General features: G+C 46.3%; 25 protein-coding genes. 3 read left to right on the forward strand and 22 right to left on the reverse strand.

Annotated features, from left to right (window positions below; translation table 11 throughout):
* Window positions 1–16: 16 nt before the first annotated feature.
* From ACQSGY_RS20625 to ACQSGY_RS20665, 9 genes are all read right to left on the reverse strand, one after another.
* Complete coding sequence (locus tag ACQSGY_RS20625; RefSeq protein ID WP_427180360.1) at window positions 17–1,693, reverse strand: sensor histidine kinase; 1,677 nt, start codon at window positions 1,691–1,693, stop codon at window positions 17–19.
* 76 nt (window positions 1,694–1,769) lie between these two features.
* The gene (locus ACQSGY_RS20630; RefSeq protein ID WP_427180362.1) at window positions 1,770–2,888 is read right to left on the reverse strand and encodes a response regulator transcription factor; all 1,119 of its coding nucleotides are present in this window, start codon (window positions 2,886–2,888) and stop codon (window positions 1,770–1,772) included.
* A gap of 205 nt (window positions 2,889–3,093) precedes the next feature.
* A complete protein-coding gene (locus ACQSGY_RS20635; protein ID WP_427180364.1) occupies window positions 3,094–4,092 on the reverse strand; it encodes an endo-1,4-beta-xylanase in 999 nt (332 codons plus the stop codon).
* A gap of 132 nt (window positions 4,093–4,224) precedes the next feature.
* On the reverse strand, window positions 4,225–4,572 hold the full coding sequence (locus tag ACQSGY_RS20640) for a hypothetical protein (RefSeq protein ID WP_289376864.1): 348 nt from the start codon (window positions 4,570–4,572) through the stop codon (window positions 4,225–4,227).
* 58 nt (window positions 4,573–4,630) lie between these two features.
* Window positions 4,631–5,497: a phosphotransferase family protein gene (locus ACQSGY_RS20645; protein WP_427180458.1), complete on the reverse strand. Its 867-nt coding sequence runs from the start codon at window positions 5,495–5,497 to the stop codon at window positions 4,631–4,633.
* Window positions 5,498–5,502: 5 nt separating this feature from the next.
* Complete coding sequence (locus ACQSGY_RS20650; protein ID WP_427180365.1) at window positions 5,503–5,997, reverse strand: DinB family protein; 495 nt, start codon at window positions 5,995–5,997, stop codon at window positions 5,503–5,505.
* 34 nt (window positions 5,998–6,031) lie between these two features.
* Window positions 6,032–6,574 (reverse strand): GNAT family N-acetyltransferase, encoded by a 543-nt coding sequence (locus ACQSGY_RS20655; protein ID WP_229729665.1) that lies wholly within the window; start codon window positions 6,572–6,574, stop codon window positions 6,032–6,034.
* A 235-nt stretch (window positions 6,575–6,809) separates the two neighbouring features.
* On the reverse strand, window positions 6,810–7,100 hold the full coding sequence (locus ACQSGY_RS20660) for a hypothetical protein (RefSeq protein ID WP_427180367.1): 291 nt from the start codon (window positions 7,098–7,100) through the stop codon (window positions 6,810–6,812).
* A 177-nt stretch (window positions 7,101–7,277) separates the two neighbouring features.
* Window positions 7,278–7,802 carry a cysteine hydrolase family protein gene (locus ACQSGY_RS20665; RefSeq protein ID WP_427180369.1) on the reverse strand — a complete coding sequence of 175 codons (525 nt, stop codon included), beginning with the start codon at window positions 7,800–7,802 and terminating at the stop codon, window positions 7,278–7,280.
* Between the two features lie 560 nt (window positions 7,803–8,362).
* On the opposite strand from ACQSGY_RS20665, the gene ACQSGY_RS20670 reads away from it, so the two are divergent.
* Entirely contained in the window at window positions 8,363–8,881 is a 519-nt protein-coding gene (locus ACQSGY_RS20670; protein WP_427180371.1) for a hypothetical protein, read from the forward strand.
* Between the two features lie 414 nt (window positions 8,882–9,295).
* Here the strand turns inward: ACQSGY_RS20670 and ACQSGY_RS20675 are convergent, their stop codons facing one another.
* From ACQSGY_RS20675 to ACQSGY_RS20735, 13 genes are all read right to left on the reverse strand, one after another.
* Window positions 9,296–9,826, reverse strand: a complete 531-nt coding sequence (locus ACQSGY_RS20675; protein ID WP_427180460.1) for a DinB family protein — start codon at window positions 9,824–9,826, stop codon at window positions 9,296–9,298.
* A 31-nt stretch (window positions 9,827–9,857) separates the two neighbouring features.
* The gene (locus ACQSGY_RS20680) at window positions 9,858–10,013 is read right to left on the reverse strand and encodes a hypothetical protein (RefSeq protein ID WP_427180372.1); all 156 of its coding nucleotides are present in this window, start codon (window positions 10,011–10,013) and stop codon (window positions 9,858–9,860) included.
* A gap of 88 nt (window positions 10,014–10,101) precedes the next feature.
* Window positions 10,102–10,833: a metallophosphoesterase family protein gene (locus ACQSGY_RS20685; RefSeq protein WP_427180374.1), complete on the reverse strand. Its 732-nt coding sequence runs from the start codon at window positions 10,831–10,833 to the stop codon at window positions 10,102–10,104.
* Window positions 10,830–11,774 carry a GNAT family N-acetyltransferase gene (locus tag ACQSGY_RS20690; RefSeq protein ID WP_427180376.1) on the reverse strand — a complete coding sequence of 315 codons (945 nt, stop codon included), beginning with the start codon at window positions 11,772–11,774 and terminating at the stop codon, window positions 10,830–10,832. Before ACQSGY_RS20690 ends, ACQSGY_RS20685 begins: the two co-directional genes overlap by 4 nt.
* Before the next feature lie 12 nt (window positions 11,775–11,786).
* Window positions 11,787–12,404 (reverse strand): hypothetical protein, encoded by a 618-nt coding sequence (locus ACQSGY_RS20695; protein WP_427180378.1) that lies wholly within the window; start codon window positions 12,402–12,404, stop codon window positions 11,787–11,789.
* 59 nt (window positions 12,405–12,463) lie between these two features.
* On the reverse strand, window positions 12,464–13,588 hold the full coding sequence (dnaN, locus tag ACQSGY_RS20700) for a DNA polymerase III subunit beta (protein ID WP_427180380.1): 1,125 nt from the start codon (window positions 13,586–13,588) through the stop codon (window positions 12,464–12,466).
* On the reverse strand, window positions 13,585–14,313 hold the full coding sequence (locus ACQSGY_RS20705) for a DUF1361 domain-containing protein (protein ID WP_427180381.1): 729 nt from the start codon (window positions 14,311–14,313) through the stop codon (window positions 13,585–13,587). The genes dnaN and ACQSGY_RS20705 overlap by 4 nt, the downstream gene beginning before the upstream one ends.
* A gap of 23 nt (window positions 14,314–14,336) precedes the next feature.
* The gene (locus ACQSGY_RS20710) at window positions 14,337–14,765 is read right to left on the reverse strand and encodes an N-acetyltransferase family protein (protein ID WP_427180383.1); all 429 of its coding nucleotides are present in this window, start codon (window positions 14,763–14,765) and stop codon (window positions 14,337–14,339) included.
* 13 nt (window positions 14,766–14,778) lie between these two features.
* A complete protein-coding gene (locus ACQSGY_RS20715) occupies window positions 14,779–15,246 on the reverse strand; it encodes a GNAT family N-acetyltransferase (protein ID WP_427180385.1) in 468 nt (155 codons plus the stop codon).
* A gap of 27 nt (window positions 15,247–15,273) precedes the next feature.
* A complete protein-coding gene (locus tag ACQSGY_RS20720; RefSeq protein ID WP_427180387.1) occupies window positions 15,274–15,678 on the reverse strand; it encodes a GNAT family N-acetyltransferase in 405 nt (134 codons plus the stop codon).
* A gap of 186 nt (window positions 15,679–15,864) precedes the next feature.
* Window positions 15,865–17,097: an amidohydrolase gene (locus ACQSGY_RS20725; protein WP_427180388.1), complete on the reverse strand. Its 1,233-nt coding sequence runs from the start codon at window positions 17,095–17,097 to the stop codon at window positions 15,865–15,867.
* A 20-nt stretch (window positions 17,098–17,117) separates the two neighbouring features.
* Complete coding sequence (locus tag ACQSGY_RS20730; RefSeq protein ID WP_427180389.1) at window positions 17,118–17,672, reverse strand: methylated-DNA--[protein]-cysteine S-methyltransferase; 555 nt, start codon at window positions 17,670–17,672, stop codon at window positions 17,118–17,120.
* Between the two features lie 59 nt (window positions 17,673–17,731).
* On the reverse strand, window positions 17,732–18,454 hold the full coding sequence (locus ACQSGY_RS20735; RefSeq protein ID WP_427180391.1) for a DNA alkylation repair protein: 723 nt from the start codon (window positions 18,452–18,454) through the stop codon (window positions 17,732–17,734).
* 194 nt (window positions 18,455–18,648) lie between these two features.
* Between ACQSGY_RS20735 and mgtE the strand changes: the two genes are divergently transcribed.
* On the forward strand, window positions 18,649–20,019 hold the full coding sequence (gene mgtE, locus ACQSGY_RS20740) for a magnesium transporter (RefSeq protein ID WP_427180392.1): 1,371 nt from the start codon (window positions 18,649–18,651) through the stop codon (window positions 20,017–20,019).
* Window positions 20,020–20,210: 191 nt separating this feature from the next.
* Window positions 20,211–20,990, forward strand: coding sequence for a class I SAM-dependent methyltransferase (locus ACQSGY_RS20745; RefSeq protein ID WP_427180462.1), 780 nt, complete (start codon window positions 20,211–20,213; stop codon window positions 20,988–20,990).
* Window positions 20,991–21,055: the final 65 nt, after the last annotated feature.

Consider the following 21,055-nt stretch of genomic DNA (forward strand, 5'->3'; position numbering starts at 1 on the left):
GCCCCCTTTTCATACGTTACAGTCGATCTGCAGGAATATGAAATCCAGCCTCTGTTCCGCTGCCTTTCTCACTGCGAATCGTAAACGTTGCATGCCCTTCATAGAACAGCTCCAGACGTCGATAGACATTGCGGATGCCCACATGCGAGCCGTCCTTCGCCTGATCCGAGCGTACATCCTGAATTAATTGGCGCAATCTGTCCTGCTCCATACCCACGCCGTTATCAATCACACCAATCGTCAGCCCTGATTCCTCAAGCTGGGCCGTTATATGAATCAACCGACCTGTTTTACGGGCCTGCAGACCGTGCTTGCACGCATTCTCCACAAGCGGCTGAATGCTCATTCTCGGAATCCGCTTGCCTGCGGCCTGCGGATCAATATCCAGTGTATAATCGAACAAATCCCCGAACCTGAACTTCTCAATCTGAAGATAAAGGGTAGTAAACTGCAGCTCCTCTTGCAGCGGGATCAGATTATCGGATCGACTGAGCAGCTGCCTCATGAGCAGCGATAAACTCTTGATAATTTCCGACACTTCTGTATATCCGTTTTTAGTGCTCACAACCAGCAGTGCATTCAGTGTGTTAAACAGAAAATGCGGATTCATCTGGCTCTGAAGCATAGATAATTCTGTGCGCACTTGATCCAGTTCCAGATCCTTATGCCTGATCTCCAATTTGTAGACATCGTTAATCAGAGAATGAATTTTGCTGATCATCATATTAAACGTACGAATTAATCCACCGATCTCGTCCCGGCCCTCCTGAATTTCAATCAGGTCGAAACGCTCATTCCGTACTTTTTCCATATGCCGTGATAACTTCCGGATACGATAATGGTAAGAACGCAGAATAAAATAAATAAGCACCGAGGGCACAATAACACTGATGACGGCCAGCCACAAAATCGAATTACGCGCCTCGTTCAGCAGCTGATCGACATGCCGCGTATCCGCAACCCCAATCAGCTTCCAGCCGTCCAGATAAGCCAGATTGCCAAGAGACTTTTCCAGCACATATTCAGCATCTACATCACCGGACCACTCGCCATCCGCCGGGAAGCGTGCGCTGGACACCACGGGACGATTGTTGCCATCCACCAGCCTCAGCTGCAGGCTGTTCGTCTCACGATTCAGGATGCTGTAGATCCGGTTGACTTCCAGATCAATTTTGGAATACTTCGCGTAATTTGCGTACGAAGTGAACGTCTTCATTTTTCCAATAACACTGATTCGTTTCCCCCGACTGAACCCCGACTCTTCTTCATAATCGATAACCAGAATATCTCCGCTGGCTTGATTTAACTGGTCAATCCCTGGCAGCGTGGTTCCCTTATCCTTCATGACGATATAATGGCTGCCGGTCTGGATCGTATCATTATTTGTAAAAATACGGACCTCAAGAATGTTCGCCGACATATACCTTGTCAATTTATCTCGAAGAAAAACATGATACTCATTGTAATATTCCACAGGTGACTGATAGGTACGATCAAGAGCCTCATATAAGGAATCGTCTGCCGCAATCATTCGGCTCAGTGCAACGCTCTCATCAATCATACCCACCAGCTCGCCAGTAGCCCGGTCGATGGATTTGCGCAGATTCTCCTGCTCCCGTACCTTGATATCTGCCGAGGTTCGCTGATAAAAAAACAGATTGATCGCAATGATCGGAAGCAAAATACTAAGCACGTAAATCAGTAAAAACTTGTATCGCAGGGGGATGTCGTTGACGGTCCGAAAGTTTCTCCATTTTGTGCGCACATGATCACCCTTGACTGTTGTTTTTGTATAGAGAAGGCAGCTCACCTGTAAGCGCTTTAAATTTCTCTGTAAAATACTCGGCATCGTGATAGCCCAATTCAAACGCTATATCTGAAATTTTCATATTGGTGCGCCGAAGCAGTCTGCGTGCTTCCTCTATCCGAAGGCGATGCACATATTCGCTGAAGCTGACACCCATCTCACGCTTGAACTGCTGCCCCAAATAGGCCGCATTTACATGAATGTGATTAGCGAGCTGCTGCAATTTGATTTTGGACCGATAATGCTGCTTCAAATATTGAACCGCTTCAGTCACCAGTCCCCCGGAGCCTGGATCGCTCTGACCAGCGGAAGCAAAGGTTTCTGTAATTCGAACAAAAAGCTCCTTCAAATCTCCCGTAATCCATCTCTCGGTTTGGTGCCAAGCCTGCTCTTGAAGAAGCATGGAATCTTCCCCAAGTACTCGATATTTACGCAGCAGCTCTCCGTGAATATACAGCACAATGCTCTGAGCAAGGCTGAGTCCAGACCGTAATGTCTGCATCTCCTCCAGCATCTCGTCGATCGCATGTGTAATGCCTTTCACATCTCCAGCTTCCATAAAAGAAAGCATTTGCTTGGCATGAGACGTCATTTTCTCAAGATCAGTCTCTTCAAGTGTGCCGTTGACTTCGGCAGGTGTGTCCAGAAGTTCCGCGGCTGCAAACTGCTCGCCTGCATATAGCTGCTCCATCTCCTGTCTTTGTAAATCCAAAGGAACAATCATACTGCGTAACAATTCATGAATCTCCTCAGGTACCAGAGGTTTAAGCACATATTCATTCACCCGATATCGTATCGCCTGCTGTGCATATCCAAACTCGGAATAACCGGTTACAATCACGATCTGGGAATCATATCTCAGCTCTTCACGCATCGTTCGAATCAGATCCAGTCCATCCAGCACCGGCATCTGGATATCCGTCACCACCAAATCCGGATTCACCGTGCCGATCAGCTCAAGCGCTTCTTCTCCATCCGTTGCAGTTCCACATAACTCATATCCGCAGCCTTGCCAATCAATCATCGTTCTCCAGCCTTCCAGCATAAACGGCTCATCATCTGCTACTATGACCTTGTACATGGATTCACCTGCCATTTCCCCTTTTTTTCTCAAGTATGGCATCGTACAGTCAAAGTGACAATGCTAAAATTAGAATATATCTGCTATATTTATAAGATACTTCAAAAAGCCTTACAGGCCATCCCTTTATCAAGGGCGCATGCAAGGCTATACATCCGGGAAAACCAGCGGACTCTGAAAGCATCTTTAGTTTGACTTACATAACCTAGTCTCGCCCGATAATCCGCCAGAAGGAATCCTTTGGCTGAAGCTGTGTATCAAATACAAACGGCCAGTTTTTGCGACCACGTACAGGGAAATTGTCCAGCCAGGTATAATTGTCAGCAACTCCCCAGAACGTCACCGAAGTGATATTGGATTGATATTCACGGAACAACGCAAAAATATGCTCGTAGCGCTTCTGCTGGAGCTCTGCCATCTCTGCCGTTGGTTCGGTCAGATCGGTACGCCGCTCCTCGTGCCCGAATACGGACAAATCCAGTTCAGTCACATGAAGCTGCACATCCAATGAAGCGTAACGTTCAATCGCTTGCCGAATCTCCTCGATAGATGGACCGTGAATGTTCCAGTGCCCCTGCATACCAATACCGTGGACAGGAGCGCCCTGATCCAGTAAAGAACGAACCAGATTATAGATTTTCTCCCGTTTGACCGGGTCCGTCTCATTATAATCATTGTAGAACAGCAGAGCATCGGGGTCTGCTTCATGAGCCATATTAAATGCCTGAACCAGATAATCCTCCCCAAGTAACTGCAGCCATTTGGTATCACGCATAATCAGATCAGTCTTATCTTCAATCGCCTCGTTGACGACATCCCAGGCATAAATCTGTCCTTTATAACGGCCAACAACCGTATCAATATGCTGCTTCAGCCGGGACAGCATCAGTTCTCTCGAAGCCGGTCCTCCGGAAGCATCCTCAAATACCCATGCCGGCGTCTGATTGTGCCATACCAAGGTATGCCCGCGTACACCGATTGCACGGGCCACAGCAAAATCAACGATTTCATCTGCCGCCTCAAACGTATATTCATGCTCTCGCGGGTGAACCTCTTCAAACTTCATCTGATTCTCCGCGGTTACACTGTTATAATGCTTCGCAATGAATTCCCCTTCAGTCTTCAGCATTCTCGTATGCACTGCCGCACCTATTTTGAATGAATTGGCATAAGATGCAGATAGGGACGGAATTTCGGTAGACATCCTCGTTCCTCCTCACAGGTTCTTTTTTTCATCATATCGAAAAATGAATGCGCTTTCCATACACAAAATAAACGTTTTGCCCCCTGAAATTCTACCAATTCGAGCAGCGAGCAGACGGAATAGAGCTGCATGCTATACTTTTTCCACCTGCAGCAGGGTCACCTGCTTCACAGTACAGGCCGGACTAATCTGCTCCTCCGAGAGAATGTTCAGCTTGATCAAGCTTTTTAGCTTATGACTGTCCACTTTGGACAGCAGCCTCCAGATCTCTGGATCGGGCAGAGAAGCGTACAGCTTCTGATCGTCATACTCCTTGCGATGCTGAAGCACTGTTTTCACCTTATAAGAGCCTACTTCCGTTTCATATACCCCCTGCTGCTCACAGTACGCCACAATCTCATCTCTCAACACAGATAACTGCTGTTCAATCTGCTTCTGCTGCTGCTTCAGCTCGAAATACGCCTGTACCTTCTGTTCCATCATCCATCACACTCCTCTACTACCATAGGTATGCAGAAGGTGTGAATTTAGGACAGGCTCACAGCAAGTTTGCGTGCAAATACGGGTTATGAGCAGCAATATTCAGGACCCGCCGCGTAACTTCAGCATCTCTGGGAACACCGCCACCGCGTGAAAGCAGCACCCAACGTAACCAGGCCAAGGCTTCGAAAGCTGATTCCTCATCCAACATATGATTGGATACAGCTTGTAACTCGGTCTGATAAAAATGGCCCCACTCTTCTCCATTGTATATCCTGATTAGAAAAACAGACCATGCAGCATCGTATCTCGGATCTCCATACTGTCCATTAGTCCAGTCAATAATCGTATATTGTCCGTTCATCTCAACCATATTTCCCAGGTTATAATCGCCATGGATCAAATGCTCCTGTCTGATCTGTACACGCTTCATCAGATCATGAACAATGGGATAAATATCCTCGTTTTCGGCAGCCTGAGGAAAAAAGTAGTCAACAAAGTCATATCGGGGCAAGTTCGCTTCAAGTTCCTCTCGATGATCTGTAACGTTGACAGAATATTGATGAATCTCGTGTAAAGTCTGAGCCATCCGACTTAATATATGCCGATCCAGCCGGGTAACCGGGACACCATCGTAACTCATGAGTAACACTTGATTCTGATGCTGATCCATCCCCCAACCATAAGGTCTGGACACTCGAACCCCACTCTGCGCAAGAGCAGATAGTAACTCATACTGTTTACCAATATCCGGGCGTGATTCCTTATTCCATATCTTCAACACGTAGAGCTGATCAGGCAGCTCAACGCGCATAACCTCGGCTTCTAATCCTGGCTTCAATGAGATGAGTCGATACGCCTGTTTCATCTCACGCCGAACTGCTTCATCCAGTTGAACCCAGTTAATACTGTCAAGCTGTATCATAGTACTCACAACCTTTCGTTTACATCAGGCCGGATCAAGCCCTTGCCTATAACATTGGCAGACACAGGCTCCCTGCCTAATTCTCTGGCCCATACCGATAACTGCCCCATATGATGAATTTCGTGTGCAATCACATGACGCATGATTTCACCCCAAGCGTCCACATCTACACGCCCATCGGCTCGGCGGTCGATGTAAGCCTTCTTTTCCATACTCGGCTCCCAGGCCAGTACAAATGCTTCAACGTCCAGATGCATTTTCCGGTCAAACTCACGAACCGCTTCAAGCGTCTGATAGTTCGCAAAGTCCTCTGCACCGTCAGGTTTGCCTTGCAGCACCTGCAGCCAGCTCCACTCCACATCAATGACATGAAAGAAAGTTCTCAGAATACTCCCGACCCCGCCTGTACGTTGACGAAGCAGTTCTTCTGGCGGCAGTTCTGCACACCATGCGTACCACTGTTCACGCACCATCCAGTTATATCGAAAAAACGTTTCCATACAGCTTCACGCTCCTAGGTTGGATTGACCTGTTTTACAGCAGATTCTTGATTAACTCCATGTTTGCAAAACTGGTTGACGTATGCTCGGTATCACCATAAATGCCGCTAATTTGGCTAAATCCGGATCTGAACCAGAAACGTAAGGCTGGCCAATTTTTGAGTGCTACATTAATTCTAATCTCATGGTAACCCAGTCCGGCAAGCTGCCGAGTTAAAGCAGACATCATTTCCTGTCCATACCCTTGTTTCTGAACACCACTCTGAATATACAAAAATTCTAAGTACAGCACATTTTCAGCAGGGTAACCGTGATATACACTTAACAGTCCTATCTTCTGATCTTCCGCAGCTGTGCGTATGCTTTGAATTCTGTAATTGTTCAACGTTCCACCTGGAGGAAGGTTCCCTTGTTCCAAGCAATTTTTCACGTAATTCGGATCATTTTCTTGTCCATCCCATTGTTGTATATAGCGGCTTGTATCGTACAGTGATTGAAGTTCAGCAATATCAGAAACCTCTACATCTGATATTAAAAGCCGTTCTGAACTCCATCTTGAAGGAAGCTGTTCCACCATTATTCACTCCATTTATATAAATCGAACTAAAGATTTTACACAATCCACTCCGATGACAGAATAACCTGGAGAGTAGCGGTTATCCCCAGATTTTTTTTGATTCCCTTTAAATAAAGGGGAAAATCCGGTGATCAGCGTATGCTTCCGAAGCAGCTTTCTTTCAGAAAGCTTTTAGGCGACCGCTCCGCTTTTTCAGGTTTTTTCTGTCCTCTCCGTTAACGTGTAAATGGATAGTTCAACTTATATCTTTCTCAGTTAATCTCTTCTTGATATACAAAATGATATGTATTCCGGTATAAATAAACAGAATATTCACAAAGTATACCAGCAAATTAATATGCATTCCTGAAATAAACCAGATGGATGCCTCCGGGTTTGAAACATGATAGTCCGTCAGAAAACGGAGCGGGAATCCATACTCCGTATGAAGCGGGCCGCCTTCCGTCTGCAATGTACCGGGAATGAAAAAGATAGATAGTAGAGCAAGCCATGCAGACCCATTGAATATTCTTTTATGAATCGTCATCACGTCTCCTCCTGTTCTTCCTTAATCGGATTCCCGCCATAGTATGTTCCCTCCAATTCTTTATCCAGATAATCCTTCAACGCCTGATGATGAAGAACATACCTCGAATCCTGGTCAAAACGGCCATTCTTCGTAACGTAGATCTGTTTGCCGTTGTATTGTATCGTAACCTGAGTGTTATGCTTTAACGTCTTCTGAATTCACAACGTGAGCAAACATGCTCAGTACAGAATTATGGTGCTCAATAATCTGTGCTGCCAGAAGCACATTGGAGTCCCATGTACTGTGTGCATCTCGAATCAGCTGTATGTTATACCCCAGACTAAACGCTCTACGGCAAGTCGTATCCACACAAATCTCGGACTGTATACCTGCGAGAATAAGGCTGGTGACACCACAGTACTGTAATTGCTCGTGAAGATCCGTTCCGTGGAACGAGTCCGGTGTTTCTTTTTCAAAAATAAGATCGCCAGTGACCGGTGCAATGGACGGATGAATCTCCCATCCCGCTGTTTCTCGTTCCAATGGACTCCCGGGTCCTTCACTGTGCTGTATATAAACGATTTGCTGCCCTGCTTCACGAGCTGACACAATAAGCTTCTGGATGGTTATGAGCAATTGCTCACCCTGATATACGGGATCTGACGCATCAAACATAGCACTCTGCACATCGATAATGACCAATGCGGTATGACCTGACATTATATATGCCCCCTCTCCTGATATAAACACACTGAAATGAAGTTTGGTTAGTTTTTTTTCATGCTTTTGGAATGTGGCCTTTCCTTTTTCCATCAGAGGTATGGAACCGGAACCACCTCCGTAACTGATTAATTACTTCTCTTTCAATAACGCTTTGATTTCCATCTCTCAGCGAGGCCATCTGTTCATTCACAACCCAATGCCCTTACCTCCTGAATGATGTTATTAATCTATCCTGCTGCTTCTCTTACGCACAAAAATCAGCCAGCTATCCAGGCCGCCATAATTAATTGCAGTACACCTTCTGGTACCTTGGTCGATGGTATTCTGCTGAATGGAAGTGGATCTTCGCAATATAAGGTCGCAGAAGGTTCATATAGCGTATCTCACTCTACGCCGCGTAAAGTGTATCAAATGATAGCACTGTGCTAAAGTCATTAAAAAAGAAGCTGAAAGAAATCACTCGGCTTCTTTTTTGAATTATCTGTAACATTTTCAGGCTAGAATCGTTGTTTACTTATATATACAATTTAAACATAACACAGAAATGAGAGAATATCGTGAAAAAGAAAGCAGCAATGATTATACTTATGCTGGGGCTTGTCATCGTCCTTTCTGCTTGTGCTGACGCGACTAAGAATAACTCAGAAGCCAATCAAAGTACCCAACAAGGGAGCGGATCTACTGAGAAACAAGCAGCTACTGAAAAGCCTGCAGAATCAAAAGTTGATTTTGAAAAAGGAGTGTTCATTGACCTGGAGAAAGAGAACAACCCTTTATTAAACGATCAGATTAAAGACGTTTTAAAGAAGAATCTAGACGCTCAGGTAAGTTTAGACGAAGAAGCCTTCCGCAGTACATTTAAAGACTCGAAGACTGCAGATACTTACATGGGAAGCTTTGGCGGAGAATATAAGTTCACAAAAATTTATAATATTTCAGAAGATAAAACCAAAGATCAGATCTTAGTAAACGTAACTGGAGAGAGGTTAAGGGATAATGCCATTGAGGATGCCGCTATTACCCATTATTTTGCTGCTGATGCAAATGGAAAATGGAGCATAGTAGCGATCGACTAAAATTATGCACCTATTGATTAAATATGGGACAGTGCAGTCTTTCTTATTAAGAAAAGCTAAGACTTGTGAGAATTTCTCAGCTGGCTAGACTAAGTTGAATAGATTACTTCGTTTATAAAATGAAATTAATCTGTTCATCTTTTCCTCAGATATTCCCGGAGTTCCAATAGTACCATAGACGTGAGTTATTTTTTTATGGTAAACCACACTCTCTTTAAAGTTCTCCCAGGTGCAGTTTAAAGACGGAAATAATGCTTGGGCTCTAATACACATACATGTTGAATCTTTAAAGAAGTATACCAGCAAATTAAAATAGTGATGTCTATAGACCAAAGCAACCGCTGCTATTCCAGCAAAAAAACCATAAACGTTTGATGTTTCGCGTACTCTCCATCGTTTATGACCATCTCCCCTTCATCGATTAGATGTATCATTCTTATACCATTTCCTTAGCTGATTAATGTGTGCCTGATGATAACGATTATGGTCAGCCATATGCCACAGTGCCCAGCGAACGGAAGCCTGCTTTTCATTTTCATGTCCGAAAGCAAGCACGGTATTCAGGTCCTCGTCAGTAAGTAGCGAGCATGTTTGTTGCAGCATGGTTATAACCAAATAATGTTGAGAAATCAGTGTGTCTCTTGACACTCCCTCAATGAACGGAAGTTTGTTATCTTTATCAATCATAGGGCCATACTGCTCCAACATATCGTATGGGAGTTGCTGTCCTTTCATTCGATATACCCAGTTCAGGTCAACGAACATAATATGTCTTAGCAGCTGAGCTGTGCTGTTGTAGAGATTACCAGGTCCTTTATAATCGACCTCCTCCTGTGACATTGAACCCGTAATGGATTCCAACCTGTTCCAGTTCTCTTCTACCATAGCGAAAAGCATGCCCACCGCAGAACTCATGTGATCTTCACCTTTTAAATCATGAATCACCTTCATCACCCCATAATAGATTTATCTACGTTCACTGCTTCTCTTTCAATAACGCTTTGATTTCCCTTAACTCTTCCAAAATCTCGCGCGTAAGCTCACTATTTTTCGAAGTATCGATAGCCGCCTTAACTACATATTGACCTAGAATCAGCAATACAAGTACACCAATAATGACAACAAATATCATAGTTACCTCCCCCTATTTTGAACAATATGAATGAAAGAAGGCGATCTTATAAACGAGAGAAGGCGACCTCGCCAGATCGCCCTTGTCGCTAATTCATTTCTTTTTCGAGCTGATTCCCGTGGAAGGCTTTCAAAATAAAATCCCGACCAGGCACGTTCAGACGCGCATACGATTGCAAATATGGTCTATTATCGTAGGGCACTCCCGTATATTTTACATCCAGCTGATGCTTCTGAAAATCCACAATTCCGTATCTCGCCACCGCCAGATCATTACAACCCAATGCTCCCGGATTCAGGTAGACACGCTGCGCTGTCCTGAAATAATGCAGAATATGATAGTGTCCAAAACAAATCAGATCATACGTGCTGCCTTCGTATTTTGCATCCCACTTTATTCCGGCAGGCTCCTTCTCGATTGCATCCAGCTTGTCATCCGTCATATGATAATGAGTCAAAAGCACATGCCGTCCTTCAACTTCTTCTTCGATTGCTTGAGGTAAAAGCTGTATTCGCTTGATGGAATCCTCGCTGAGCCGCTCCGCAATCCATTCATGATGCTGCTGCATGCCTTTGTGTCCTTCCAGCGGCCCTTTCCCCTCAAGCAGATGCAGTACAGCTTGTTCATGATTTCCTGCGATAGCCGTCAGGTTCTTGCGATTGTATAACATGTCAAGAACTTCATTGGAATAAGGGCCAAGGCCGATCATATCTCCCAAACAAAATAACTGCTCAATATCCCCCTGTTGATCAATATCCTTCAGTACAGCTTGAAGTGCAGGAGCATTTCCATGAATATCGGTTAGAATAGCCGCTTTCATTCCGATTCCTCCTCGGGAATATACATCGTCTGAATCTCCTGAACCCCCTGTACAAAGCCCAGATTCACATATACGGACTCTGCTTCATTACCTTCCATCACATACAGCCGCAAAAATGGATAGTGACCCTTGAGCTTCGTTAATGCCCTCTGTAACATCCGGGTAGCCAGCCCTCTTCCTCGATACGAAGGAATGACGCCGATACTGTATACCGCAGCCTGATTGTCCTGCAGACACAAGCGGCAGTTGGCAACCAACTGTCCCGTCTCCTGATCATATACAAGCGTAGAGGCCCGGGTCAGGATTTCGTTCGTATAATTAGGGTCTTCGTCAGGCGTAAAATCTTCCAGGGATATCTGCTTTCTTCGCGTTGCTTCAAGACTGCCGCCAAAACTCTCCAGATCACACCGGGCAATCTGCTCTTCGTTGATGTACTTCAAACCGCCCGTTCCGTTTTCGATAATCTCGGGACTTTGTACAGACCATCTGTCCTCCCATTCGATCTCATAACGATCCACAGGCCGCTGCATCCAGCGGCACCTGAACTCGGCCGGCCAGAATCCGGCTCTGGCAAACCAGTCCACCTGACCCGGCAGAATCTCAAATGTCACGATACGTTGACTGCGATCAGACCACTGCATTAATTTTTGCTTCAGCAGCTTGACGACCTGATATCCTTGCTGGAATGGCGGAATCAAGAATAAATGATACATCTTGTTCGGTTCCATTCGCACACCGCCTATTTTGCTCTCATTCAGATAGATCCAGTACGCGCTGCACCTTGAGGAGTTGAACTCTTCTTCTCTGAAAAATCCAACGTAACCCATATCATAATAAATGGTGCAAAATAACCCCCACTCCTGATCATCCGCAAGCCTGAGCGAGTATTCATCTGACAGATCATATTGAAGCGTGTCTGCAGTCCACTCAGATAAACTCATATGTCATTCCTCCTAGACCACGTATCCAATCTCCGTAATATCCTCCTGAAGCTCATCGAGCTCCAGTTCCGCATTCAGCCCTTGCAGCAGCTCTTCATTCAGCGGCTTCATGTCAAAAACATGCTGGACCCACTGCAGCTCCAGTTCAATCTCATAATACTCCTGAGCCCAGGCATGATAATACGCTGCACCTCCAGTAAGCAAATGCAGCAAGGCATAGGCTTCATCCGCAAGCTGCTGACTCGAGGCCCACTCGTTCCGCTCCGCTTCATTCCAGATGCAGAATGTCGTTTGATCCATCATAAAAGCAGGCTCTTTCAGAAACGCTTCAAATACCTCAGGCACACCCGTCAACACGTCACCAAGCTGATCCTTATGAAGAGATGCATAGACTTTGTCGTAACCTTTCACGATCAAACCGCGGGAATCAAACAGCGCAAAGTAGTGATCTCCCTCTCCATCTCTCAGCGAGGCCATCTGTTCATTCACATCCCAATGTGCATTGTATGAATAGTATCTATACTGCCATTCCGGCATCAAAATGGCATCCAGCATCGCTGCTGCCTTGAACATCCGCTGGCACTCTTGAATATTAGGCAGTTGCTGGATAAAACCAGAAGCTTTCCGCATGCCTTTACCTCCTGAATGATGTTATTAATCTATCCTGCTGCTTCTCTTGCGCACAAAAATCAGCCAGCTGTCCGGGCCGCCATAATTAATTGCAGTACCCCTTCCTTCTCTTGTGAGGTAAATAGAATCATCTGCATCCCCTGATTGATCTGTACTTGAACCTGTTCTGTATCCAGAGCTTTTAAAGCTTCCAATGCGTAACCCGCATTGAATGACACTTTACATTCCGCTCCGAGAAATTGATCGATATCCAGAGACTCCAACGCCTGATTCACTTGACTTGAGGCGCTGAACTGCACCTGCTTCGCCTGAACCCGCATTCTAATCAGGTTTGTTCTCTCCTGAGAGGCAATAATTGCTACTCGTTCCAGCGAAGCTATAAGTGCGGACTTTTGAAGGGTAAAACGAGCTGCATACGCCCCTTCTACATCTATATCAACGTTCGGATAAGTGCCTGTAATGGAATGGGTTAGAAGTGTAAAATCTTTGCCGTTAAACTCAATTTTGGATTTGCATAATCTGACATCAACAGACTCATCACCAAGAAGTTTTTCAAGCTCGGTTACGGCCCGGCCAGGAACAATTGCCGTTTCGCTGGCAGCAGATATTTGAGACGTTAGACTCTGCTTCACCTTCCCCATCCGATACCGGTCACAGCCAATCATGGTTAACGTGTTATTCTGAACCTCCATCTTCACACCGGTAAGTGTGGGCATCTGTTCTTTTTTCTGGATTGCAAACAAGGTTTGACGAATCGCAGCTTTCAGGTGCCCTCCGTGGATCGTAAACAACGTCTTTTCCTCCATGCGCTCTGGAAGCGGATATTCATCAGCCGGCAGCAGTTGTAGCACAAAGGTGGATCTGGCAGAGGGGGTAGTCACCGTTAAACGATCATTCGTTTCCTCGTTGGATAAAATAATCTCGCTCTCTTGCATCTTTCGCACAATGTCGGCCAGAAGTTTGGCTTGCACCACAACTCTGCCTGATTGCTGAATCTGAACATGCTCTGTATGCATCTCCGTCATAAAAAAAGTGGTGCCCTCTCCACCAATGATGCTGATTCGGTCTGTAGACACCTCTATATACACACATTCAAGCACTCGAACATGCTCATTGGATGACACAAATCGGACCGTTCTGCTTAACTGCTCCAGCAAACGAACACGGTTTATAGCTACTCTCATCGGGACAGCTCCTTGCTTTGGAAATTAAGCAGTGAAATAATGACATATATAAAAGCCTGCACTACAAACAGCAGTGTTACAAATTCGAGCAGAATACTCTCTTCCGCCCCTAGATCATTCACCAAATCCATGACAATCTTCCCGGGTCTGGACACGATATCCCATGAATTCCAGCGATTAAACCTCCCGATATATACACCCAGGCTGCTTAGAAGCAATATCCCCCCGACAATTATCCAGCAGACCACTCTGTGTATACATTTATGAAGAATCTGTTGAATCTGCATAATGGAACACGTCGAAAGCAGTAGACCCGTGAGCGCTACACCAAACGTAAGGCTCAAACTGTACCAGAAATCCATGCTGTGCCAAAATGGATTTCCGCGCTGAGCCGTAAAATATCGGAATGTATGCAGCATCTCCGTAAACAGATAGGCCGCATTGGGCAGAAAGAAAAGCCATACAAGAGCTAGTAAGCCTGTCAAAGCGCCACCGATGATACGATATCTGGTGAACATATGCCTGGAGACATACGCCATTAGCGACGAAATCAGAAGTGGAATCCATGCCAGAAACATGTCCCAGCTGAGAAAAGCATACATGCCGGAACCCGACTTTGCTCGCAAATATGCGGCAATGGAAAGACAGCATACCGTCATAAGCAGCAGCGTAAACGTCACCGCAATGAATTTTTTATTCAAAAGCCGATCATGTTTATCTCTCATCTTGTTGGACGTCTCTCCTGAAGTTATAGATATTTCTTAAAGGCTTTACTGGACTCTCCATCATACCCAAGCTTCGTGTAGAAGTGATGCGCCCCGTGCCTGGAGGCACCACTGGCAAGAAGCATCTTCGAAGCGTTCAACTGTACACATACCTGTTCAAGGTGCTTCATTAATTCTGAACCATATCCCTTGCTCCGCACCTTGTCAGAAATAACAACCCTCTCCACCACACCAAACGGTCGATTTCCTGCGAGAGCATCCAAGCAAATATGTAAATGTGCGGTACCGACTATCTGATCCTGCACTTCGTATACAAACAGAAAGCTGTGTTCGTGGCATCTGATCTCTTCAATGCGTTCAGCGAGCACTTTCGTACCCGCATGATCAGGCAGTAGTTCTCTGTACAATCCTTCAATACATGCTGCATCCCTGGCTTCCGCTTCTCTGATCATGACTTGCTGCCCCCTATTCTCTTATACGGTAACTCAAAATAATATCACCGTTATCCTCTCGTTCACCTGTTTCCTCAAAACCACAATGCTTGTACAGTGTATTGGCTGCGATATTGTGAGGTACATGAGATACTCTGATCTGTTTACAGTCGCTTCGTTCTTGCAGCATGTGAACAATTTCCTGGATAGCGCTTTTGCCATAACCCTGCCCCTGATATTGCCTATCAATCATAAAGCGAAGAATCCAGTAGTACCCGTCCGTATACATCTCGTTATCAAATAAAACAAATCCGACCATGTCAACTCCCGCATAAATCCCGTAGGGTCTTGAAGTGACTTCCTTGGTCGCATGGATTAATGAATCCGCGTTGCTGGCTACCAGTGCTAACTGATCTTCCCGTGGTTGAAGACGGATACACTGCTCCTCATTTTCCTTTGTTATCCGTTGTAAAGTTACTCGTTTCTCCATGTGATAATTCATACTCAACACTCCTTCAGCTGTCACTGCCTAAATTCTTTTGATCAGTATGACTTCCAGTGGCTGATTGTCCAGCAGGAGTGCGCCTGCATCTACATAGCCCATTTTCCGATAAAAATGCTGTGCTTGCTCGTCCGATTGTGTGGAGGCCATGACGATATCAAAACCCTTTTGTTTCATTTCATTTTCCCAATGCTGCACAACCATCCGCCCTAATCCGCGACCGCGATACGGCTCTTCCACCCAGATCATATTCATAAAGGGCATGTTATCCCAAAAATATCCATACCTCATCCACCCGATCCTTGCTTCGCCTTCCCAGAGGATGTAAATTTCCTTCTCTGTTATCTTGGGTTTAACCAGCCCCTGATGAATATGCCGATCTTTTTCAACGATGTAGGTGTAGTCTGTCTGCAAGGCATATTCAATGTTCATGTGCATAACTCTCCTTTATGTTGGAATCTCATCTATCATAACCCAAAATGTGGTATCTGCGTATAATTTCTTCCTCTGCTTCTGATCACCATGCTCATATCATGGCATGCAAAAAAGCCGCGGTATCCGCGGCTCACTTTTGTGCTTAATCCCGATTTATCTATTCAAGCTTTAACTATGTTAGCTTCAGAGTTGCTGTTCGTTTTTCCCGCTCACCATTTGACCTTGATACCATACAGCTTCTCTGTGTGCCCGCCGAGCCACCGCTTCGGCCGCACAGCTCGCATGTACCAGCACAAAACTCGCCGCATCCCCCGCCTTCGGCCAGACCCTCTCCCCTGCTGCATTCAGCGGTGTCACTCCGCCTGTAATCACGGCCAGCGACTGTGATAAAGACAACTCGTCACTGTATCCATACAGCTCAGCGAATCGGCCAGCCTTCTCCAGCATATCGCCGCTGCCAAACGGTGACCAGTGATCCGTCAGACTGTCCGTTGCCAGCTTCACGTTGACACCTGCTTGCCGAAGCATCGGAAGCGGCATCATCGTCTTGCCAATCGGAACGGTTGAAGCCACACTCATGCCTAGCGATGCCATTCGACCAGCCACTTCTTCGGCCTCCTGCTGTTCTGCACTGGCAAACCAGAACGCATGACTGACCGTAACCTGACCATGAAGCGCCGCTTCTTCCGTCAGTCTGACAAGCTCAAGCAATGTCTGCTTGCCCGCTTCTCCGCTGTCATGCAGATGCATATCAATCCCCGCCTGATGCTTCACTGCCAGCTCAACCATCGTATGCAGCGATCTCTCTATATTTTTATCTACAGTATAAGGATCAAGTCCCCCAACATGAGTTGCTCCTTCTGCCATAGCTTGTTCCATAAGCTCCACCGAGTTTGAGTGGTACAGCCCATGCTGCGGAAACGCAACAATTTCGGAAGATAACTTTCCTGCATAACGATCAAGTGCCTGTTTCGTAACCTCCAACCGCCGCAGCCCGCTGACCGGTTCAATGTTGCAATGTGCACGAACATGTGTGGAGCCATAGGATTGAATCAAAGCGAGCAGGCTTTCTGCCTGGCGTCTGGCCTCGGGCAGCAGCTTAGGCAGCAGCACCTTCTCCTCTTCCATGCGATCAAAGATACTGGAGATACGTCTAACCGCTCTCCACGGCCCATCATAGTAGGTTTTATCCAGATGAATGTGTGCTTCTTCAAACGAAGGCAGCAAAAGAAGCCCTTTGCCATCTATTTGCGGCAAATTGTCCGTCAGCTGTTCACTACCATCCAGAACGGCTGCGATCACTCCGTTCTCAATCCGAAGATGCGAGAGTCCTGTTTGTGTGCCTGTGACCTCTGTTTCTTCACGAATGTACCCTTGTTCCAAAATGACATTTGTCAGCCAATATGTCTGTTGCATAGATCATTCACCTCTTGATGTTAAAATTCAAACCTTGCATGCCCTCCAGCTTCAACACCTTGAATCTGCTCGATATCCAGCAGCCTGCGCTTCAACTCCAGACCACCGCGAAAGCCCGTCAGCTTGCAGTTCGCGCCAATAACTCGGTGACACGGGAGCAGCAAAGGAATCGGATTCGCTCCGTTCGCTGCACCTACAGCCCGCACAGCCGAAGGCCGTCCGATCACGGCAGCGATATCGCCATAGGTACGTGTCTCACCGTATGGCACACGCCCGAGCGCTTTCCATACCTGCTGCTGAAATTCGGTGCCGATCAGGTCAAGCGGGATGTCCTCGGTGTAAGCTGTCCTTTCTCCTGCAAAATAGGATTTTATCCAGTCCATCATACCGGTCTGTTTTAACGCTTGCTCATTTTCCTCCAGCTCGGCGCCAGGTGCAATTTTACCAATCCAGCCGTGCCAGTCCTCCAGCGTTTCATTCGGCATAACGATCCTGCACAGCCCCTTCTCTGTTGCAAGCAGACTCCAGGGACGACCGTCCAGCTGCATCGTGGTATACATTATCTTTTGTCGCATTCCATATTCACCCTCTCTTTAGCATTGCCTGAGTCAGAGCCCCTTTACCATCATCCGAGTCAGGAGCTTTCCTGTTTTGGCGCAATTGTCTGTTTGTTCACCTTACGTTTCATGCTGCGGATCACTTGCTTGTCCTCCGGCGTTACCCGGTATGATTCCGTAATTTTCTGCAGTGCCTTGTTGTACGTAAAATCATCAAGCGTGTTGTGCCCCAAATACGGCATGGTAGCTTCAGGCTGCTTCACATAAGCGATCGAGATTGCCCAGGCCACCGCCATTTTCACATAATAAGCCTCATGTTTAATCTGATCAAGCAGCGGCAACACCTTATGAATATAAGGCTGCTCCAGATAAAAGTTCAGCAGCATAACCACGCCAAAGCGGATGTCATATTCCTTCTCGGATTTCAGATAAGGCTGAATAAAGTTCCACATCGCTTCGGTATGCACTTTCGTATATTTCAGTCCGGCACAGAAGCTGTCACACACGGACCAGTTGTCGATCTTGGGAACAAAAGCCGCAATACGGGTCAGCAGCTCATCCAGCTCTGCCTGCACATGCCCGATGACCATGCCCTGCAGCATCACTTCTTCAAAATATTCGTCCTTTGCCGTATCCAGGTACGTCCGCCAGTCTCCTGCGGCGATCTGTTTGGCTATTTTGCGGACTGCGGGTAAGCGCACCCCCATTACATTGGATATATTCGGGATCAGGGAAGCCGCGAATTTCTGGTATTCCGGCTCAGCCAGACTGAGCAATTGTGTTCGAATATCTCTTTCCAAGACGGACGACCTCCACATCGGTTTTATTGTAAAAGCTGTAGAACAAGTATATCCTGAGCGCTTCCGTTTGTAAGCCTATCTCGAATGTTTAAGCAAGATTACAATATCCTGCCCCATGTGGATACAGCGTTGTTTAACACTAGCGCCTTTTCGTTTAAAAATATGAAACCCAGCATTAGAAAAGGAGTGTCGATATGAAAAGGTCACAGACGACCAAAGAGCCTTCCCTTGAGGAAATCACCTTGCAGCTTACGCAGCATGTACAATCCCGGAATCTGCCGGAATTCTATAAACTTGTGAAGGAACTGCGTCCCTATGATCTTTCACTCATCTATAAAAAGTTCCCGGAAGACGACAAAAATCGCTTTCTTCTTCTATTCAAGCCGGATATACTGGCCGATCTGGCCGAGAACCTGAAGCTGCACGAGCAGGCTGAACTTTTTGAACGACTCGGGCCAGAACGTACACTGGAGGTCATGCAGCAGATGGATAAAAGTGACCTTATCCGCTTCATGCACGATCTGCCTGCAAAGCGCAGAGAAGAATTGCTGTCCAGCATGAATCTGGATCATTCAGCGATTATCCGCTCTGTGCTCAGCTATCCACCGGAAACGGCCGGACGGATTATGACAGACCGTTATCGTACCCTGTTCACTCACGATACAGCGAAGGAAGCACTGCGACAATCGCAGGGTACGTTGCACCTCTCCGCTTCCAGCTACCTCTATGTCACCGACGATGAAGGCAAGCTGGCTGGTGTGGTCAGTTATCGTTCTCTCGCTCTGGCCGATGACAAAACCAAGGTGGAGGAATTGATGACCAGACGAGTCATCCACGCCACCGTAGATATGGACCAGGAGGAAGCGGCCCAGCTGCTGCAGCGCTACGAATTCATGGCTCTGCCCGTTGTAGATGAGAACAACCGTCTGTGCGGCATCATCCAGATGGACGATGTCATTGACATTATTATGGATGAAGCAAGCGAAGATCTCGCCAAGATGGGCGGCGGCGGCAAGGATATTGATTTTGATACCAAACCACTCGTTGCGGTCAGACGCAGGCTGCCCTGGCTTATTTTGCTGCTATTGATCGGTCTGATCTCGGGAAGCATTGTGGATTTTTTTGAGGATACATTGAATCAGGTTGTCGCGCTCGCATTTTTCATGCCCATGATTGCCGGAATGACAGGAAATACGGGAACGCAGTCGCTCGCGGTTGTGGTACGCGGACTGATTGGACGCAAGCTGGACAGAGCAACGGTGCTTGCTCTGATTATACGAGAGATCAAAGTCGGCATGATGATTGGTCTGGTCTGCGGCGTGCTGATTACGGTAATCGCATATATTTGGCAAGGCGACTGGCTGCTCGGTATGATCATCGGTGTGTCCCTGTTCTTTACGTTGATCATCGGCACACTGACAGGCACCTGCATTCCGCTCCTGCTCAGCCGCTTCAAGGTCGATCCTGCCGTAGCTTCCGGCCCGCTAATTACAACATTGAACGATATTCTGTCACTGTTTATCTACTTTGGTATTGCCACTCGTTTCATAGGTGCACTGATGTAGTTGATGCGAGGCAAGGATCAGTTTCTTGTGTTCTCTCTGTTAACGTCTTGTAATTGAATGGTTCTCAAGTTATATCGTAAGGACGTATGGGAATAAGCTGGAACCTCTTGACCATAAAGAAAAATATGGTATCGTAAGTTATATCATATGTTGAAACTTGGTTTCAAACAATGAAACAAGAGGTGGTTATTGTGCCAATCGATTTTCACGATCAACGCAACAGAATGACGTATGCGACCAGAACTGCGGATGCATCTTGGCTCTCTTTGATTGAAGAGCATGCAGGCATAGCTGGTAAAGAAATTGTTGATATCGGCTGCGGTGGAGGAATTTATACTAAAGCTTTAGCAAATTCAGGAGCGAAGCATGTCACTGGAATAGATTTTTCGGAAGAGATGTTAAAAGGGGCTGCCAAGCATTGCGAGAATTTGAGCAATGTCACATTCAGACAAGGCAATGCCTACAGCTCGGGACTTCCAGACAGTACATTCGATATCGTCCTGGAAAGAGCGCTTATACATCATCTGCAAGATTTAGACAGCTGTTTTCAAGAAGCTAAGCGTATCCTGAAAACAGATGGCGTATTCATCATTCAAGACAGAACACCGGAAGATTGTTTACTGCCAGGGGATGAACATCATATTAGGGGTTACTTCTTCGAAAAGTATCCTGAATGGATTGACATGGAACGCTCCCGTCGGCACGAAGCCTATGAAGTTCAGAGATCGCTTGATTCCAATGGATTCGTGATCGTAAAAACAGTGCAGCTTTGGGAAACCAGGTGTGTTCATCAGGACCTGGCTGCATTAAATAAAGATCTGGCGCAGCGGACCGGTCGCTCGATTCTTCATGAATTAACAGACCATGAGCTTGGCGAGCTGATTGTGTTTATTAACAGCAAACTTAAAAACAGCACAGCTCCAATTATTGAAAAAGATTCATGGACATTATGGATTGCCGTTCCAAAATAAAGACAAAAAAGACTTGGCACACGCCAAGCCTTTTTTCTAACTGCATATTAAATTACGTTATATTT

Source organism: Paenibacillus sp. TC-CSREp1 (assembly GCF_050171015.1).
In the GTDB taxonomy this organism is placed as follows: Bacteria; Bacillota; Bacilli; order Paenibacillales; family Paenibacillaceae; genus Paenibacillus; species Paenibacillus silvae.

Bases quoted from the DNA above. Each gene is read 5' to 3' on its own strand.
- mgtE (WP_427180392.1), top strand. From the start codon at position 18,649: ATGAAAAGGTCACAGACGACCAAAGAGCCTTCCCTTGAGGAAATCACC.
- ACQSGY_RS20715 (WP_427180385.1), bottom strand. From the start codon at position 15,246: ATGAATTATCACATGGAGAAACGAGTAACTTTACAACGGATAACAAAG.
- ACQSGY_RS20685 (WP_427180374.1), bottom strand. From the start codon at position 10,833: ATGAAAGCGGCTATTCTAACCGATATTCATGGAAATGCTCCTGCACTT.
- ACQSGY_RS20635 (WP_427180364.1), bottom strand. From the start codon at position 4,092: ATGTCTACCGAAATTCCGTCCCTATCTGCATCTTATGCCAATTCATTC.
- ACQSGY_RS20655 (WP_229729665.1), bottom strand. From the start codon at position 6,574: ATGGTGGAACAGCTTCCTTCAAGATGGAGTTCAGAACGGCTTTTAATA.
- ACQSGY_RS20660 (WP_427180367.1), bottom strand. From the start codon at position 7,100: ATGACGATTCATAAAAGAATATTCAATGGGTCTGCATGGCTTGCTCTA.
- ACQSGY_RS20695 (WP_427180378.1), bottom strand. From the start codon at position 12,404: ATGCGGAAAGCTTCTGGTTTTATCCAGCAACTGCCTAATATTCAAGAG.
- ACQSGY_RS20710 (WP_427180383.1), bottom strand. From the start codon at position 14,765: ATGATCAGAGAAGCGGAAGCCAGGGATGCAGCATGTATTGAAGGATTG.
- ACQSGY_RS20720 (WP_427180387.1), bottom strand. From the start codon at position 15,678: ATGAACATTGAATATGCCTTGCAGACAGACTACACCTACATCGTTGAA.
- ACQSGY_RS20705 (WP_427180381.1), bottom strand. From the start codon at position 14,313: ATGAGAGATAAACATGATCGGCTTTTGAATAAAAAATTCATTGCGGTG.
- ACQSGY_RS20690 (WP_427180376.1), bottom strand. From the start codon at position 11,774: ATGAGTTTATCTGAGTGGACTGCAGACACGCTTCAATATGATCTGTCA.
- ACQSGY_RS20645 (WP_427180458.1), bottom strand. From the start codon at position 5,497: ATGATACAGCTTGACAGTATTAACTGGGTTCAACTGGATGAAGCAGTT.
- dnaN (WP_427180380.1), bottom strand. From the start codon at position 13,588: ATGAGAGTAGCTATAAACCGTGTTCGTTTGCTGGAGCAGTTAAGCAGA.
- ACQSGY_RS20730 (WP_427180389.1), bottom strand. From the start codon at position 17,672: ATGCGACAAAAGATAATGTATACCACGATGCAGCTGGACGGTCGTCCC.
- ACQSGY_RS20680 (WP_427180372.1), bottom strand. From the start codon at position 10,013: ATGATATTTGTTGTCATTATTGGTGTACTTGTATTGCTGATTCTAGGT.
- ACQSGY_RS20640 (WP_289376864.1), bottom strand. From the start codon at position 4,572: ATGGAACAGAAGGTACAGGCGTATTTCGAGCTGAAGCAGCAGCAGAAG.
- ACQSGY_RS20650 (WP_427180365.1), bottom strand. From the start codon at position 5,997: ATGGAAACGTTTTTTCGATATAACTGGATGGTGCGTGAACAGTGGTAC.
- ACQSGY_RS20725 (WP_427180388.1), bottom strand. From the start codon at position 17,097: ATGCAACAGACATATTGGCTGACAAATGTCATTTTGGAACAAGGGTAC.
- ACQSGY_RS20630 (WP_427180362.1), bottom strand. From the start codon at position 2,888: ATGTACAAGGTCATAGTAGCAGATGATGAGCCGTTTATGCTGGAAGGC.
- ACQSGY_RS20665 (WP_427180369.1), bottom strand. From the start codon at position 7,802: ATGTCAGGTCATACCGCATTGGTCATTATCGATGTGCAGAGTGCTATG.